This window comes from Streptomyces sp. WP-1 (assembly GCF_030450125.1).
GTDB lineage: Bacteria > Actinomycetota > Actinomycetes > Streptomycetales > Streptomycetaceae > Streptomyces > Streptomyces incarnatus.
Genome location: NZ_CP123923.1, coordinates 4,776,317 through 4,791,665 on the forward strand (window position 1 = coordinate 4,776,317; position 15,349 = coordinate 4,791,665).

The window sequence follows — 15,349 nt, forward strand, 5'->3', positions numbered from 1 at the left end:
CCGCCCCCTGTGCTGAATGCCCGTCACCAACCCGCCCTGCCCGACCCGTTGGAGTCCACCATGTCCGCATCCGTGCCCGTCACCATGTCGGCGACCCTCGCCGCCGACGAGGCGCTGGCCCGACGGCGCCGTGCCGGGGAGGAGGTCCTCTCCCTGGCGGGCGGCGAGATCGGTCTGCCCGTCCTGACCGGGCTGCGCGAACGGCTCGGCGCGGCGGCGGACCGCAACGCCTACGGGCCGGTGGCCGGGAGCGCGGCCCTGCGGTCCGCCGCCGCCGGCTACTGGGGGCGGCGGGGCCTGGCCGCGGACCCCGCCCTGGTGGTCTGCGGTCCGGGCAGCAAGCCGCTGCTGTTCGCCCTGCTGCTGGCCGTCGGCGGCGATGTGGTGGTGCCGGTGCCCGGCTGGGTCAGCTACGCGGCGCAGGCCCGGCTGGCCGGGGCGCGGCCGATCCCGGTCGCCACCCTGCCGGGCGAGGGCGGGGTGCCCGATCCGGCGGCGCTGCGCGAGGCGGTGGTCCTCGCCCGCGCCGCCGGGCGGGACCCCCGGTGCGTGGTGGTCACCCTGCCCGACAACCCCACGGGCACCGTCGCCACCCCGGGCACGGTCGAGCGCCTGGCACGGGCGGCCCGCGAACTGGACCTGGTCGTCGTCTCCGACGAGATCTACCGCGACCTGGTCTTCGACCCCGCCCGTCCCGCGGTCTCCCCGGCGGCCTTCGCACCGGAACGGACCGTGGTCACCACCGGACTCACCAAGAACCTGGCGCTCGGCGGCTGGCGGCTCGGGGTGGCCCGGCTGCCCGAGGGCCCGCTCGGGCGCGAGGTGCACACCCGGCTGGTCGGCATCGCCAGCCAGATCTGGTCGAGCACCGCGGCCCCCGTACAGGCCGCCGCGGCCTGGGCCTTCGCCGAGCCGCCCGAGGTGGTCGCGTACATGGCCGCCGCCCGGCGGCTGCACGAGAAGGTGGTGCGCGCGGCGGCCGAGCGGTTCACCGCCGCCGGCGCCGCGCTCGCACCGGTGCGGGCCACCTGCTACCTCTACCCGGACTTCCATCCGCTGCGGGACCGCCTCGCCGCGGTCCACGACGTGCGCGGCGGCGACGCCCTGGCCGCCCTCCTCGCCGACCGGTACGGAGTGGGGCTGCTGCCCGGCACCGCCTTCGGCGAGTCGGCGCACTGCCTGCGGCTCCGGGTCGCCACCAGCCGCCTCTACGGCGAGACGGACGCCGAGCGCCTGGCGGCCCTGGACGCCCCCGAGCCCACCCGGCTGCCCTGGATCAGGGCCGCGCTGGACCGCGTCACCGACGTCCTGACCGACCTCACCGCCCCTGACCGGCCCACCCCCTGACGACGCGACCACCCCGCCCGCCCCGCCCGCCCCGTCCACCAAGGAGAACCCACACCGCCATGTCCATCCTCTTCGAATGCGAGTACAAGGGGCAGCGGTACGCCGGTACCGGCATCCCGGTCCCCGGTGAGCCCCACGTCCTGTACCGGGTGTCCGAGGACCAGGTGCGCGCCGCCGTCATCGCGGGCGCCGGACCGGAAGCGCTCCTCGCGGCCGTGACCGAGGGCGCCGAGACGGTCGAGGTGACCACCGGCGACCCCGAACTGCGCTTCCTTCCCCCGCTGTTGCCCACGAGCACCAACAACTCCCTGGTCAACGGCTTCATGGGCACCCACCGCTCCAAGTTCGACCACGACCCGGCCCCCGACCAGGAGTTCACCCCGCCGAACTACTACCTCAAGGGATTCGGCTCCTGGCTGCGCATGCCCGACGAGCCCCTGGTCACCCCGGCCGACCCCGTCTGGCTCATCGAGGAACCGGAGATCGCCCTGGTCCACGTCAACGACGACGACGGTGTGCCGCACTACGCGGGCTACACCTTCGGCAACGACTTCAACGACATCGGGCTGCACCTGAAGAACCCGTGGGCCTGGACGCCGTACGCCAAGCTGTGCGAGACCTCGCTGACGCCCTGGCTGTTCCTCGGTGAACCGCCGCGGACGGTGACCGGCCGGGTCACCATCGAGCGGGACGGCGCCCCGGCCTGGGAGGGCGGCTTCTCCTGCGGCGCGGACTCCCTCTACCACCGCGTCGAGGACATGACGCGGTACGTCCTGTCGTACCCGCATCTGCGCCGGCCGGGGCTGGTCAACTACCTGCTGCTCGGCGCCGACAAGGCCACGTACCACGACGGCTTCCGGATCGAGGACGGCGACCGGATGGTCATCGACGTGGCCAGCCACGGCGTCGTGCTGGCCAACCCCGTCCAGTACGGTCAGGCGGCCACCGGCGACTCGGCACGGACGGCGTCGAGGTAACCGGAGATGGCCTCCCGGCTGCGCAGCAGGCACTCGATCCGGTCGGTCATGCGCTGCCGCTCCGTCTCCAGGGTGGCGATCGTCTCCGGCGTCGCGTCGGAGACGTGGATGGCCCGGGGGTCGTTGATGCACGGCAGGATCTGCTTGATGATCCGCGTCGGCAGGCCGGAGTCGAGCAGCCCCCTGATCTGCAGTACCCGGTTCACACAGCCTTCGGGGTAGTCCCGGTAGCCGTTCGGCGCGCGACCGGCGACGAGCAGGTCCTGCTCCTCGTAGTAGCGCAGCAGCCGACGAGGGGTTCCGGTCCGCTCGGACAGTTCACCGATCCGCATGTGACCCACCTCTTCGCAGGAGCTTGACATTCACACCAATGTGAGGGTTTGAGGATACAGCCATGTCGACATCCCAGACAGAGCTGCCGAGCGCTTCCGCTCCAGCAGCAGACAATCGGAAGCTGCCCCTTTCACCGCTTCTGGCTCTGGCCACAGCAGCCTTCATGGGGATTCTGACCGAGGCACTCCCGGCGGGCGTGCTCCCCGAGATGGCCCGTGACCTGTCGGTGAGCGAGTCCGCGATGGGCCAGGCGCTGACGGTCTACGCCCTCGCCACCGGCGTCGCGGCCATCCCCCTGTCCGTCGCCACCGGCGCCTGGCGGCGCAAGAAGCTGCTGCTGCTGGCCGTGGCCGTGATCGCGGTCGCCAACCTGGTCACCGCCCTCTCCGCCAGCTACCCGCTGACGATGGCGTTCCGGCTCCTCGCGGGTGTCGCCGCGGCGGCGGTCTGGGCGGAACTCGTCGGCTACGCACGGCGCCTGGCGCCCCCGCACCTCCAGGGCCGGGCCATCGCCATCACCATGGCGGGCGTCCCGCTCGCCCTGTCGCTGGGCATCCCGCTCGGCACCTTCCTCGGCGGGCTCTTCGGCTGGCGCCTGACCTTCGGCCTCGTGACGCTGATCTCCGTGGCGCTGCTGGGCTGGATCACGGCGTCGGTCCCGGACGCCCCGGGGCAGCGGCCCGGCGTCCGCGAGCCCATCCTGAAGGCGCTGTCCCTGCCGGGCGTGGTGGCCGTCCTGTTCGTGGTCGCGGCCTACGTGCTGGCCCACAACATCCTCTACACCTACATCGCCACCTTCCTCGACGCCTACCACATGGGCGGCTCCCGCGACATCGTGCTGCTCGTCTTCGGCATCGCGTCCGTGGTGAGCATCTGGATCACCGGCGCCCTGGTCGACCGCAAGCTGCGCCAGCTGACCATCGTCAGCAGCGCGCTGTTCCTGGTCGCCGCCGTCCTGCTGGGGGTGCTGGCCGGCAACGTGGTCGTGCTCTACGCGGCCATGGTGCTGTGGGGCCTGGGCTGGGGAGGCGTCACCACCCTGCTGCAGACCGCGGTCACCGACGCGGGCGGCGACCGGGGGCAGGCCCTGCTGGTCACCACCTGGAACTCGTTCATGGCCGGCGGCGGCGCGGCGGGCGGCATCCTGCTGGACGCGCTGGGCCCCAAGTCCTTCCCCTGGAGCGTCCTCGCGCTCATGGCCCCGGTGCTCGTCGTCGTGCTCGCCGCCCGCAAGCACGCCTTCCCCTCGACCCGCCCCGGAGCCCAGTGAGGCACCGGGCCGGGCGAGCCCTCCGAGGACGCGCCGCGCACCCACGCCGGATCTCGACATCCCCCGCCGGGTCCGGCCGTGCGAGGCGCTGACGAAGACCCCGTACCCATCTCCATCGGGTACGGGGTCTTCCCGCGCCGCGCGGCCGGTGCGACGGTGCGGTGGACCGCACCCGCGCTGTATAACGGTATACAGAGAAATCTTGTCTGAATATCGGTCCGTGTTCGGTACGGCCTCGGCGCTGTACTCTCCCGGGGCGTCGAGGACAACCGAGGGGGAGTACGTGATGAGCGTGACCGACAGCCCGGCCAACCGGTTGCAGGCGCTCTTCGAGGGCCACCGGCTCACGCCGACCCAGCGCCGCATCGCGCACAGCATGGTGCGGCGCGCCGCCGACGTACCCTTCCTGTCCAGCGTGGAGCTGGCCGAACTGGCCGGGGTCAGCCAGCCGTCGGTGACCCGGTTCGCGGTCGCCCTCGGCTTCGACGGCTACCCCGCGCTGCGCCGGCACCTGCGCGAGGTGGTGCCCGCCGAACCGGCCCCCGAGAACGGCGTGCACAACGAGTACCAGCTCGCCGTCGAGGCCGAGATCGAGAACCTGCGCCATCTCGCGGACCTGCTCGCCGACCCCCGCCCGGTGCGGCAGGCGGGCCGGATCCTCGCCGCCTCCCGCCCGCTGCCGGTGCTCGGCCTGCGCGCCGCCGCCTCCCAGGCGTACGGCTTCGCGTACTTCGCCGCCAAGGTCCACCCGGACGTCCGGCTGCTCGACGAGGGCGGCACGATGGTCCAGGACCGCATCGACGCGGCCGTCCGCGCGGGTGCCAGTGCCCTGCTCTGCTTCGCGCTGCCCCGGCATCCGCGCGAGGTGGTCGACACCCTCGCCCACGCCCAGGACGTCGGCCTGACCGTCGTCACCGTCGCCGACTCCGCGTTCGCGCCCGTCGCCAAGCACTCCGACCTGCTGCTGCCCGCCGCCGTCGGCACCGGTCTCGCCTTCGACACCGCGTGCGCGCCGATGCTGCTGGGCCGGGTGCTGCTGGAGGCGGTCTGCGACGACCTGCCGGACGCGCAGGCCCGCCTGGAGGAGTTCGACGCGAAGGCCGCCGCCCGGGGCCTGTTCGTGGAGTGAGCCCCGGTCCTCTCAGGTCCGTCTCAGGTTCGCCCGCTAGCGTCCCCGCCGGACAGAGGCAGTGCGGGACTCGTGACACGGGAGGGCGACGTGGCGCGCGCAGGGCGTGGCGAGGGCAGGGAACGCGGCGGCCGGGGACTGGCCCGGGTGGCCGTCGTCGTACGGGCGGGAGCCGCCCCGCTGTGGTGGTTCGGGGTGGTCGCCGCGGGCGTCGGCGCCGTGCCCGAGGGATGGACCGGGCGCCGGATCGGGGTGCTCGCCGGGGCCGCGCTCTTCATCGTCGCCGCGGCCGTGGTGGCGCTGACGCGCCGCCGCCGCTACGACGCCCTCGCCCGGGGCGCGGCCCGCGCGGGCAAGTACGACGTGCTCCAGGACCGCGCGGTGACCGTGCGCGACTGGCGCCGCGGGCACCGCTGGTGGCTGGTGTCGGCCTGGGCCCTCGCGCTCGGCTCCGCCTTCGCGGTGCCGGTGGCCGGCGGACTGCTGCTGGCCGGGTGCGGCACCGGGCTGTGGCTGAAGGCCGGCTGGCTCGGGCGCCGCGAACGGGCCCTGGAGAGCCTGCTCTGGGTACGGGTCGACTGGCTCGACGCGCGCGGCGGCCGGCCGGCGGGCAAGGCGGTCAAGGGCCTGCGCGGTACGGGCATCGCGGCCGGCGACGCGGCCCCGGGCGGGGCACGCCGCCGTACCGCGGCCCTCGTCTGACCGGTGAGGTCCTGGGCCGGTGAGGTCGCCCAGGGCCGGTGAGGACCTAGACCTCCAGCTCCTCCTCGATCCGCTTGAGCTGGTGGCGGGCCATCGCCAGGTTGGCCCGGGTGGAGTCCAGGACCAGGTAGAGGAACAGGCCGTTGCCGCCGCGCCCCTTGAGCAGGCGGATCAGGTGGTACTGGTCGGAGAGCGTGATGAGGACGTCCTCGATCTCGCTCTTGATGCCCAGCATCTCCATCGTGCGCATCTTGGCGCGGATCACATCGGTGTTGCCGGCGGCGGCCACGTTCAGGTCGAAGGTCGTGCCGCCGCCCATCGTGCCCAGCGCCATCCCGCTGGTGTAGTCGACGAGCGCGACGCCGGTGGCGCCCTCGATCGAGGTCAGCGCCTCTTTGAGGGCGGTCTCGGTGTTGGACATCTCGGGTCCTCTCAACTGTCGGTTGTGGTGGGTGCGGTGGTCGTGCGCGGGGTCCGCGTGGCGCGGGCGCGCGGGGGCGGCGCGGTGGCCTGGCGCGCGGGCGCGTTCCGGGCGGCCTCGGCCTCGGCGGCGTCCAGGACCTCGCCGATCCGGGCGCCGGAGCGGCGGCCCTCCAGATGGAGCCGCCCGACGTTGACCCGGTCCTGCGCGAGCAGGGTCAGTACGGCGCTGCGCCCGGCGGCGTAGGTGGCGACGTAGCCGCGCTCGCCGCGCACCAGCAGTTCCCGCAGGCCGCCGTTGCCGGTGGCGTCGGAGACCCGCACGGAGACGCCGAGCGCGGCCGCGGTGAGCGCCGCGAGCCCGTCGGGGTCGACGCCGGGCGTGTCGTGGGCGACGACGAGTCCGTCGACGCCGGCCGCGAGCGAGCCGGTGAGCTGCGGCACCCGGGTGCGCAGCCGGTGCAGCTCCTCCAGGACGGTCCCAAGGGCGTCCTCGGACACCATCAGCTCTCTCCTCTCGGCGGGGCGTGGCCGTTCAAAGGGCCTCCAGCGCATCCCTGAGCCTCTTCAGCAGCGCGATGTCGGGGTCGGTGACCGGGGGCAGCGGCGGCGGAAGGTTCCGGGCCCGCTCCGGTGCGGTCGGGGGCGGTGCCGCCGCGGGGACGGGCACGGCCGGCGCCAGGGGCCGAAGGTGCCCGGCCGCCGCCAGCCTGCGCACGTCGACCAGGGTGTGGAACGCCTGCCGGCCCAGCTCCCGGGCGATGTGGGCGGCCGTACGGGTGCCGTCCACGCGGTCCAGGACGGCGCGCTGGCGGGGGGCGACGGGGGTGCGGCGGGCGGGTCCCGCCGGTGCGCGGGGCGCGGGCCCGGCGTCCCGGGGGAGGAGGGGGTCCGCGCGGATCAGGGGCGCGGTGTCGGCGGCCGGGTCGGGCCACAGCCGGTGCAGTTGCAGCCGGCGGCGCAGGGTCTCGCGTTCCAGCGCGACCACCGGGACCGAGGGCAGCGGGCCGGTGCGGGGTGCGCCGTCGTAGTGGAACCGGCCCGGGGTACTGCTGGGTGCCAGGGCGAAGTACCCGGCGTCGTACAGCGCGTCCAGATGGCACAGTTCCAGCGCGCCGGCGGGTAACAGGCCGGACTCCAGGAGGAGTTCGGCCGCGTGTAACAGGCCCTCGGCCGCGGCGGCGGCCCGCTGCCAGGCGGCGGCGGCCAGGGTGCCGTGGGCCGTGAGGAGCACGTCGAGACCCGGGGCGAGGGGGCTCTCGGCGTGCACCACCCGGCCCTCGGTGAGGTACAGGGTGCCGTGCTCGCGGACCAGGACGCCGGTGGCCCGCTCCTCGGCCAGCCGGTTCAGCATCGGGGACAGCGCGCGGGCGGCGGCCCTGTCCCGCACCGGCAGCGGCGGCGGTGGCGTACGGACCATGGTCATCCCAGCACCAGGCGCGCGGCCATCTCGCCGAGCCGGATCCGGGCGAGCGCGAGATTGCCCTCCTCGCGCCCCAGCCACAGATGCAGGAACACACTGCTGTCGAAGGACGTGTCGATGAAGCGCAGCAGGTGATAGCTGTCCGCGTTGCTGACGATCACGTCGTCCACCGGCGGCCGGTCCGCCCCCTGGGCCGTGAAGGTGCGGTGCTCGGCCGCCAGCCGGGCCAGTTCGGCGGCCTCGGCGGCGGCCGTCTCGTGGTCGCCGCCGGGCGCCTCCCCGACCGTGCCGAGCGCGAGGCCGCTCGTCCAGTCCACCAGCGCGGCACCCCGGGCACCGGGCAAACGCATCGCTTCCAGCAGGCACTCGTCGATTCCGGGCACCGCGTGGCTCCCCTCCCGCTGGGACTCCGGCTGAGTGATCCCGACACTACGCAACGTGTGGGGGAGGGGTGAGCTGTTTGGCATTTTCCAGTGGAACATGCGTCCGGCGGGCTAGAGTTGGTCAACTGACCCATGGGTCAGCTGAGTTAAACCATTTGTTCGAGTGAGGCGGGGGCGCGTCAACGGCTCCCGGGTGCACGCAGGGTGGTGAGCGCCGAGGCGTGCGCGCCCCCGGACTCCGCCACCACCTCCGCGATCGTCTGCGGCTCCCGCACGGTCGCGAAGGCCACGCCCCCCGCGCCGTCCGGCGCGAAGCCGTAGATCCCGGGCCGGGCGAGGGAGTTGTAGGCGTAGTGGTGCGCGAAGTAGTACGCGCCCGTGTCCAGCGCCGCCGCGTAGTCCCCCTGCTCCAGCTCCGGCAGCGCGCGCCCCTCGGCCAGCAGGTCGCCGGAGAAGCAGGCCGGGCCCGCCACGTCCTGCACCACCTCGGGCCCCGGCTTCGGCCGCCCCTTGGCGTCGTACGCGGCGATCCGCAGCGGCCACGCCCCCGGCGCGTACACCGTCCGCGTCGCCACCTGCACGCCCGCGTGCGTCACCGCGATCCGCCGCCCGCCCGAGCGCTTGGCGTACTCCACCCGCGCCACCACCGTGCCGTGCTTGGCCAGCAGCGACCGCCCGAACTCGGTCACCAGCCCGTACCGCCCCGCGCACAGCCCCGGCACCGCCTCGGCCAGCAGCCGCGCGTACCGCGCGTACGACGGCTCCGTCGCCTCGCCCGCGAAGTTCACCGGGAGCCCGCCGCCGATGTCGAGCGTGTCGATCTGCCGCCGCCCGACCCGCGCGTTGATCTCCTCCGCCAGCACGTACGTCTCCGCCACGCCCCGCGCCAGCAGCTCCAGCGGAATGCCCTGCGAGCCGGTGTGCGCGTGCAGCCGGGTCAGCCACGGCCGCCGCGCGTACGCCGCCACGACCCACTCGCGCGCCCCCTCGTCGCGCAGCGCCACCCCGAACTTCGAGGTCTCGGTCGCCGTCGAGGTCGCCCCGATGCTGCCGCCGCCGATCTGCGGATTGACCCGGATGCCGAGCGGGGACCGGGTCGGCGCGGACCTCGTCAGGGCGTCCAGGCGGTCCAGCTCCTGCGGGTTGTCCGCGTTCACGGCGACGCCCAGCGCCAGCGCCTCGCGCAGCTCCGCCGGGGTCTTGGCGGGCGAGTCCAGCACGGTGTGCGCCGCCGGTACGCCGGCCGCGCGCGCCAGCGCCAGCTCGCCGGGGCTCGCCACCTCGGCGCCGATGCCCTCCTCGTGCAGCAGCCGCAGCACCGGCACCAGCGGGGACGCCTTCACCGCGAACGCGTGCAGCACCGGGGTGCCGGGCGCGAGGACCGCCTCGAACGCCGTCCGCAGCGCCGCCGCCGACTCCCGGATGCCCCGCGCGTCGAGCAGCCCCGCCACCGCCGCGTCCGGCCCCAGCAGGCCCTGTTCCACGGCGGCGCGCACCGCCTCGTCCCGGCGCCCGGACCGCTCCCGCGCCTCGGCCTCGCCCTCGTGGTCCACCGCGACTCCCTCCTGTCGGACGTCAGCTGCTTCCAGCCAAACACCCGGGACGCGCGGACGGGGCCGCCCCGATGTATTGACTAGTTCTATTCATGCAGCCAGGATGTGAATAGACGTAGCAACAGCAGGAGGCAGACGATGTCGGGACCCCGCCCCGTACGAGCACCGCGCGGCACGGAACTCAGCGCCCTGGGCTGGCAGCAGGAAGCCGCCCTGCGCATGCTCCAGAACAACCTCGACCCCGAGGTGGCCGAGCACCCCGACAAGCTCGTCGTCTACGGCGGCACCGGCAAGGCCGCCCGTGACTGGCGCTCCTTCGACGCGATGGTGCGCACCCTGCGCACCCTCAAGCAGGACGAGACCATGCTGGTCCAGTCCGGCCGCCCGGTCGGCGTGATGCAGACCCACGAGTGGGCGCCGCGCGTCCTCATCGCCAACTCCAACCTGGTCGGCGACTGGGCCAACTGGGAGGAGTTCCGCCGCCTGGAGGCCCTCGGCCTGACCATGTACGGCCAGATGACCGCCGGGTCCTGGATCTACATCGGCACCCAGGGCATCCTCCAGGGCACCTACGAGACCTTCGCCGCCGTCGCCGCCAAGAAGTTCGGCGGCACCCTCGCCGGGACCATCACCCTCACCGCCGGGCTCGGCGGCATGGGCGGCGCCCAGCCGCTCGCCGTCACCATGAACGACGGCGTCGCCCTCTGCATCGACTGCGACCCGCGCGCCATCGAGCGCCGCATCGAGCACCGCTACCTGGACGTCAGGGCCGACAGCCTCGACCACGCGCTCCAGCTCGCGACCGAGGCCCGCGACGCCCGCCGCCCGCTGTCCATCGGCGTCCTCGGCAACGCGGCCGAGCTGGTCCCGCAGCTGCTCGCGATGAACGCCCCCATCGACATCGTCACCGACCAGACCTCCGCCCACGACCCGCTGGCCTACCTGCCGGTCGGCGTCGCCTTCGAGGACATGGCCGACGCCGCCGCGAAGGACCCGGCCGGGTTCACCACACGGGCGCGCGAGTCGATGGCCACGCACGTCGAGGCCATGGTCGGCTTCATGGACGCCGGCGCCGAGGTCTTCGACTACGGCAACTCCATCCGCGGCGAGGCCCAGCTCGCCGGGTACGACCGCGCGTTCGCCTTCCCCGGCTTCGTGCCCGCCTACATCCGGCCGCTGTTCTGCGAGGGCAAGGGCCCCTTCCGCTGGGCCGCGCTGTCCGGCGAGGCGGCGGACATCGCCAAGACCGACAAGGCGCTCCTCGAACTCTTCCCCGAGAACGAGTCCCTCGCCCGCTGGATCAAGATGGCCGGCGAGCGGGTCCACTTCCAGGGCCTGCCCGCGCGCATCTGCTGGCTCGGCTACGGCGAGCGGGACAAGGCCGGCGAGCGCTTCAACGACATGGTCGCCTCCGGTGAGCTGGCCGCGCCGCTCGCCATCGGCCGTGACCACCTCGACTGCGGCTCCGTCGCCTCGCCGTACCGCGAGACCGAGGCCATGCTCGACGGCTCCGACGCGATCGCCGACTGGCCGCTGCTGAACGCCATGGTCAACGTGGCCTCCGGCGCGTCCTGGGTCTCCATCCACCACGGCGGCGGCGTGGGCATGGGCCGCTCCATCCACGCCGGCCAGGTCACCGTCGCCGACGGCACCAGGCTCGGCGGCGAGAAGATCCGCCGCGTGCTCACCAACGACCCGGGCATGGGCGTCATCCGGCACGTGGACGCCGGGTACGACATCGCGGAGTCCGTCGCCGCTGAGCGGGGGGTCCGGGTGCCGATGCGCGAAGGTGACGAGGCGTGACACCGAGTTCTGGCGAAGACGGCAGCCCTTCGGCGGGGGCGCAGGGTTCGCCGCCGACTGCGGGTTCGGCTGTGCCCACCCGTTCCGCCCTGCGGAACGGCTGCCCACAGCCCGGGCGGCCCGTGGTGCCTGGATCCTCCTTCCAGGAGATGTGGCGGGAGCTGCTGCCGATCGGCCGCGACGCGGACTCCGGTGGATACCGGCGCTACGCCTGGACCGGGCCCGACGCCGACTGCCGGGCGTGGTTCAAGGAGCAGGCCGAGGGCCGCGGGCTCGCCTACGAGGTCGACCGGAACGGGAACCAGTGGGCCTGGCTCGGCGACCCCGCCGCCGGGGACGCCGTGGTCACCGGCTCGCACCTGGACTCGGTGCCGGACGGAGGGGCCTTCGACGGGCCCCTCGGGGTCGTGTCCTCCTTCGCCGCCCTCGATGAACTGCTGCGCGGGGGAGCGCGGTTCACCAAGCCGCTCGCCATCGTCAACTTCGGCGACGAGGAGGGCGCCCGGTTCGGCCTCGCCTGTGTCGGCTCCCGGCTGACCTCGGGCGCGCTGACCGTCGCGGACGCGCACCGGCTCACCGACGGGGACGGCGTCAGCCTGCCCCGCGCCATGGCCGCCGCCGGGTACGACCCGGAGGCCATCGGGCCCGACCCCGAACGGCTGGCCCGGATCGGCGCCTTCGTCGAACTGCACGTCGAACAGGGCCGCGCGCTGGACCTGTCCGGCGACCGGGTGGGCATCGCCAGCGCCATCTGGCCGCACGGTCGCTGGCGGTTCGACTTCCGGGGCGAGGCCAACCACGCCGGCACCACCCGCCTCGCCGACCGCCGCGACCCGATGCTGTCGTACGCCGAGACCGTGCTCGCCGCCCGCCGCGAGGCCGAACTCGCCGGTGCCGTCGCCACCTTCGGGAAGATCGCGGTGGACCCGAACGGCGTCAACGCGATCCCCTCGCGGGTGCGCGGCTGGCTCGACTCCCGCGCCGCCGACCAGGAGACCCTGGACACGGTGGTCGGCGGCATCGAGAAGGCGGCCCGGGAGTACGCGGACGCGCACGGCGTGGACCTGGACGTCGTACGGGAGTCCTTCACGCCCGTCGTGGAGTTCGACCACGCGCTGCGCGACGAACTGGGCCGCATCCTGGGCCGGGACACCGGCCTCAGCGTGCCCGTCCTCGGCACCGGCGCCGGACACGACGCAGGGATCCTCTCGGGGAGCATCCCCACCGCCATGCTGTTCGTGCGCAACCCCACCGGCGTCTCGCACTCCCCGGCCGAGTCCGCGGCCGAGGACGACTGCGTGGCCGGGGTGGCGGCGCTCGCCGACGTACTGGAAGGGCTGGCCTGTTGACCAGGGCGACGTACTGGCTGGAGCACGCCTGGCTCGGCGACCGTGTCGAGCCGGGGGTGCTGGTCGAGACCGCGGCCGGGCGGATCGCTGCCGTGCGCACCGAGGTGCCCGTCCCGCCGCCCGGCGCCGAGGCCCTGCGCGGACTGACCCTGCCCGGACTGGCGAACGCCCACAGCCACGCCTTCCACCGGGCGCTGCGCGGCACCGTCCAGGTCGGCAGCGGCACCTTCTGGACCTGGCGCGAGGTGATGTACTCCGTCGCCGACCGGCTGACCCCGGACACCTACCACGCGCTCGCCCGCGCCGTGTACGCCGAGATGGCGCTGGCCGGCATCACCTGCGTCGGCGAGTTCCACTACGTGCACCACGCCCACGGCGGCACCCCCTACGCCGACCCCAACGCCATGGGCGAGGCGCTGATCGCGGCCGCCGCCGAGGCCGGCATCCGGATCACCCTCCTGGACACCTGCTATCTCGCGGCCGGTTTCGACCAGGCGCCCAACGCCCACCAGCTCCGCTTCTCCGACGGCAGCGCGCAGGCCTGGGCCGAACGCTGTGCAGTTCTCAAGGAACGGGATCACGCACGGATCGGGGCGGCGATCCACTCCGTACGGGCCGTGCCCGCCGACCAGTTGGCGACCGTGGCCCGCTGGGCCGAGGAGCGGCGGGCCCCGCTGCACGTCCACCTCTCGGAGCAGACCGCCGAGAACGACGCCTGCCTCGCCGCGCACGGCCGCACCCCCACCCGGCTGCTCGCCGACCACGGCGTCCTCGGACCGCGCACCACCGGGGTGCACAACACCCACCTCACCGACGAGGACATCGCCCTGCTCGGCGGCTCAAGCACCGGCACCTGCATGTGCCCGACCACCGAACGGGACCTCGCCGACGGCATCGGCCCGGCCGTCGCCCTCCAGCGGGCCGGGTCCCCGCTCTCCCTCGGCTCCGACAGCCACGCCGTCATCGACCTGCTCGAAGAGGCGCGGGCCATGGAGCTGGACGAGCGGCTGCGCAGCCGCACCCGGGGCCACTGGACGGCCGCCGCCCTGCTGCGGGCCGCCACCGCCGACGGGCACGCCGCCCTCGGCTGGGACGAGGCAGGACGCATCGAGCCGGGCGCGCTCGCCGACCTGACGACGATCGCCCTGGACTCGGTCAGGACCGCGGGCCCCGAGCCCCGGCTGGGCGCCGAGACGGCCGTATTCGCGGCGGGCGCGGCCGATGTACGGCATACGGTCGTGGGCGGCCGGCAGGTCGTACGCGACGGCGCGCACACGCTCGTACCGGACGTGCCCCGCGCGCTGGCCGCCGCCGTCGAAGCCCTGCGCTGAGCGCGCCGGACCCCGCGCCGACCCCCATCGCCCCCCACGAGGACGACACCATGAGCAGCAGCACCGCCATCACCGACATCGCCGCACTGGTCACCAACGATCCCTCCCTCGGCGACGGTTCCCCCCTCGGTCTGATCCAGGACGCGGCCGTCGTCATCGAGGGCGACCGCGTCACGTGGACCGGTGAATCAAGCAAAGCACCCGCCACTGACAACCGGGTCGACGCGGGCGGCCGGGCGGTGCTGCCGGGGTTCGTGGACTCCCACTCCCACCTGGTCTTCGCGGGGGACCGCACCCGGGAGTTCAACGCCCGGATGTCCGGCCGCGCCTACTCGGCGGGCGGCATCCGCACCACCGTCGCCGCCACCCGCGCCGCGAGCGACGCGGAACTGGCGGCCAACCTGACCCGCTACCTGGCCGAGGCGCTGCGGCAGGGCACCACCACCTTCGAGACCAAGTCGGGCTACGGCCTGACCGTCGAGGACGAGGCCCGCGCCCTGCGCATCGCGGCCGAGCACACCGACGAGGTGACGTACCTCGGCGCGCACATCGTCTCCCCGGACTACGCCGACGACCCGGCGGCCTACGTCGCGCTGGTCACCGGCGCGATGCTGGACGCCTGCGCGCCGCACGCCCGCTGGATCGACGTGTTCTGCGAGAAGGGCGCCTTCGACGGCGACCAGGCCCGCGCGATCCTCACCGCGGGCAAGGCGAAGGGCCTGCACCCGCGCATCCACGCCAACCAGCTCTCCCACGGCCCCGGCGTGCAGCTGGCCGTGGAGCTGGACGCGGCCAGCGCCGACCACTGCACCCACCTCACGGACGCGGACGTCGACGCCCTGGCGTGCGGCGGCACCGTGGCCACGCTGCTGCCCGGCGCCGAGTTCTCCACCCGCGCCGAGTGGCCCGACGCCCGCCGGCTGCTGGACGCGGGGGTCACCGTCGCCCTGTCCACGGACTGCAACCCGGGCTCGTCGTTCACCTCCTCCGTGCCCTTCTGCATCGCCCTGGCCGTCCGCGACATGGGCATGACCCCCGACGAGGCGGTCTGGTCCGCCACGGCGGGCGGCGCCGCGGCCCTGCGCCGTACCGACATCGGCCGCCTCACCCCCGGCGCCCGCGCCGACCTGACCCTCCTCGACGCCCCCAGCCACGTCCACCTCGCCTACCGTCCGGGCGTGCCGCTGGTCAGCGGGGTGTGGCGGAGCGGCGTACGGGTGGTCTGAGGCCCCGGGCAGGCGGCGGACACGCCGAAGCGGCCCGGCGGACACGCCGAAGCGGCCCGGACGGGGAGTCCGGGCCGCTTCGGCGTATCCGAGTGGGGGGAGG

Annotated in this window: 15 protein-coding genes; 9 read left to right on the plus strand and 6 right to left on the minus strand. The window is 74.2% G+C overall.

Features of this window, described 5'->3' with window-relative positions; genetic code table 11:
* The first annotated feature begins 60 nt into the window (after positions 1–60).
* Positions 61–1,347 carry a pyridoxal phosphate-dependent aminotransferase gene (locus QHG49_RS21000; RefSeq protein ID WP_236576309.1) on the plus strand — a complete coding sequence of 429 codons (1,287 nt, stop codon included), beginning with the start codon at positions 61–63 and terminating at the stop codon, positions 1,345–1,347.
* Between the two features lie 59 nt (positions 1,348–1,406).
* Positions 1,407–2,324 carry a fumarylacetoacetate (FAA) hydrolase gene (locus tag QHG49_RS21005; protein WP_301490684.1) on the plus strand — a complete coding sequence of 306 codons (918 nt, stop codon included), beginning with the start codon at positions 1,407–1,409 and terminating at the stop codon, positions 2,322–2,324.
* Here QHG49_RS21005 and QHG49_RS21010 read toward each other — a convergent pair.
* Positions 2,282–2,656: a MerR family transcriptional regulator gene (locus QHG49_RS21010; RefSeq protein WP_301490685.1), complete on the minus strand. Its 375-nt coding sequence runs from the start codon at positions 2,654–2,656 to the stop codon at positions 2,282–2,284. The genes QHG49_RS21005 and QHG49_RS21010 overlap by 43 nt on opposite strands.
* A gap of 62 nt (positions 2,657–2,718) precedes the next feature.
* Here QHG49_RS21010 and QHG49_RS21015 point away from each other — a divergent pair, with 62 nt between their 5' ends.
* The 3 genes from QHG49_RS21015 (at position 2,719) to QHG49_RS21025 (ending at position 5,758) form a co-directional block, all read left to right on the plus strand.
* Positions 2,719–3,927: an MFS transporter gene (locus QHG49_RS21015; protein ID WP_159701999.1), complete on the plus strand. Its 1,209-nt coding sequence runs from the start codon at positions 2,719–2,721 to the stop codon at positions 3,925–3,927.
* Between the two features lie 286 nt (positions 3,928–4,213).
* Positions 4,214–5,056 (plus strand): MurR/RpiR family transcriptional regulator, encoded by an 843-nt coding sequence (locus QHG49_RS21020; protein ID WP_186337924.1) that lies wholly within the window; start codon positions 4,214–4,216, stop codon positions 5,054–5,056.
* Positions 5,057–5,146: 90 nt separating this feature from the next.
* Complete coding sequence (locus QHG49_RS21025) at positions 5,147–5,758, plus strand: hypothetical protein (RefSeq protein ID WP_236576307.1); 612 nt, start codon at positions 5,147–5,149, stop codon at positions 5,756–5,758.
* A gap of 46 nt (positions 5,759–5,804) precedes the next feature.
* On the opposite strand, the gene QHG49_RS21030 is transcribed toward QHG49_RS21025, so the two are convergent.
* From QHG49_RS21030 to QHG49_RS21050, 5 genes are all read right to left on the minus strand, one after another.
* A complete protein-coding gene (locus QHG49_RS21030) occupies positions 5,805–6,179 on the minus strand; it encodes a hypothetical protein (RefSeq protein WP_145489014.1) in 375 nt (124 codons plus the stop codon).
* A gap of 11 nt (positions 6,180–6,190) precedes the next feature.
* A complete protein-coding gene (locus tag QHG49_RS21035) occupies positions 6,191–6,682 on the minus strand; it encodes a roadblock/LC7 domain-containing protein (protein ID WP_145489013.1) in 492 nt (163 codons plus the stop codon).
* 31 nt (positions 6,683–6,713) lie between these two features.
* Positions 6,714–7,604 carry a transcriptional regulator gene (locus QHG49_RS21040; RefSeq protein ID WP_159701996.1) on the minus strand — a complete coding sequence of 297 codons (891 nt, stop codon included), beginning with the start codon at positions 7,602–7,604 and terminating at the stop codon, positions 6,714–6,716.
* Positions 7,601–7,984: a hypothetical protein gene (locus tag QHG49_RS21045; RefSeq protein ID WP_159701993.1), complete on the minus strand. Its 384-nt coding sequence runs from the start codon at positions 7,982–7,984 to the stop codon at positions 7,601–7,603. The genes QHG49_RS21040 and QHG49_RS21045 overlap by 4 nt, the downstream gene beginning before the upstream one ends.
* A 179-nt stretch (positions 7,985–8,163) precedes the next feature.
* Positions 8,164–9,537, minus strand: coding sequence for a diaminopimelate decarboxylase (locus QHG49_RS21050; protein ID WP_301490688.1), 1,374 nt, complete (start codon positions 9,535–9,537; stop codon positions 8,164–8,166).
* Positions 9,538–9,675: 138 nt separating this feature from the next.
* Between QHG49_RS21050 and hutU the strand changes: the two genes are divergently transcribed.
* The 4 genes from hutU (at position 9,676) to hutI (ending at position 15,246) form a co-directional block, all read left to right on the plus strand.
* Positions 9,676–11,340: a urocanate hydratase gene (gene hutU, locus QHG49_RS21055; RefSeq protein ID WP_145489005.1), complete on the plus strand. Its 1,665-nt coding sequence runs from the start codon at positions 9,676–9,678 to the stop codon at positions 11,338–11,340.
* A gap of 149 nt (positions 11,341–11,489) precedes the next feature.
* Positions 11,490–12,689: an allantoate amidohydrolase gene (locus QHG49_RS21060; protein WP_301492869.1), complete on the plus strand. Its 1,200-nt coding sequence runs from the start codon at positions 11,490–11,492 to the stop codon at positions 12,687–12,689.
* Positions 12,686–14,020, plus strand: a complete 1,335-nt coding sequence (locus QHG49_RS21065) for a formimidoylglutamate deiminase (RefSeq protein WP_159701990.1) — start codon at positions 12,686–12,688, stop codon at positions 14,018–14,020. Before QHG49_RS21060 ends, QHG49_RS21065 begins: the two co-directional genes overlap by 4 nt.
* 50 nt (positions 14,021–14,070) lie before the next feature.
* Positions 14,071–15,246 carry an imidazolonepropionase gene (gene hutI, locus QHG49_RS21070; RefSeq protein ID WP_301490689.1) on the plus strand — a complete coding sequence of 392 codons (1,176 nt, stop codon included), beginning with the start codon at positions 14,071–14,073 and terminating at the stop codon, positions 15,244–15,246.
* Positions 15,247–15,349 lie beyond the last annotated feature (103 nt).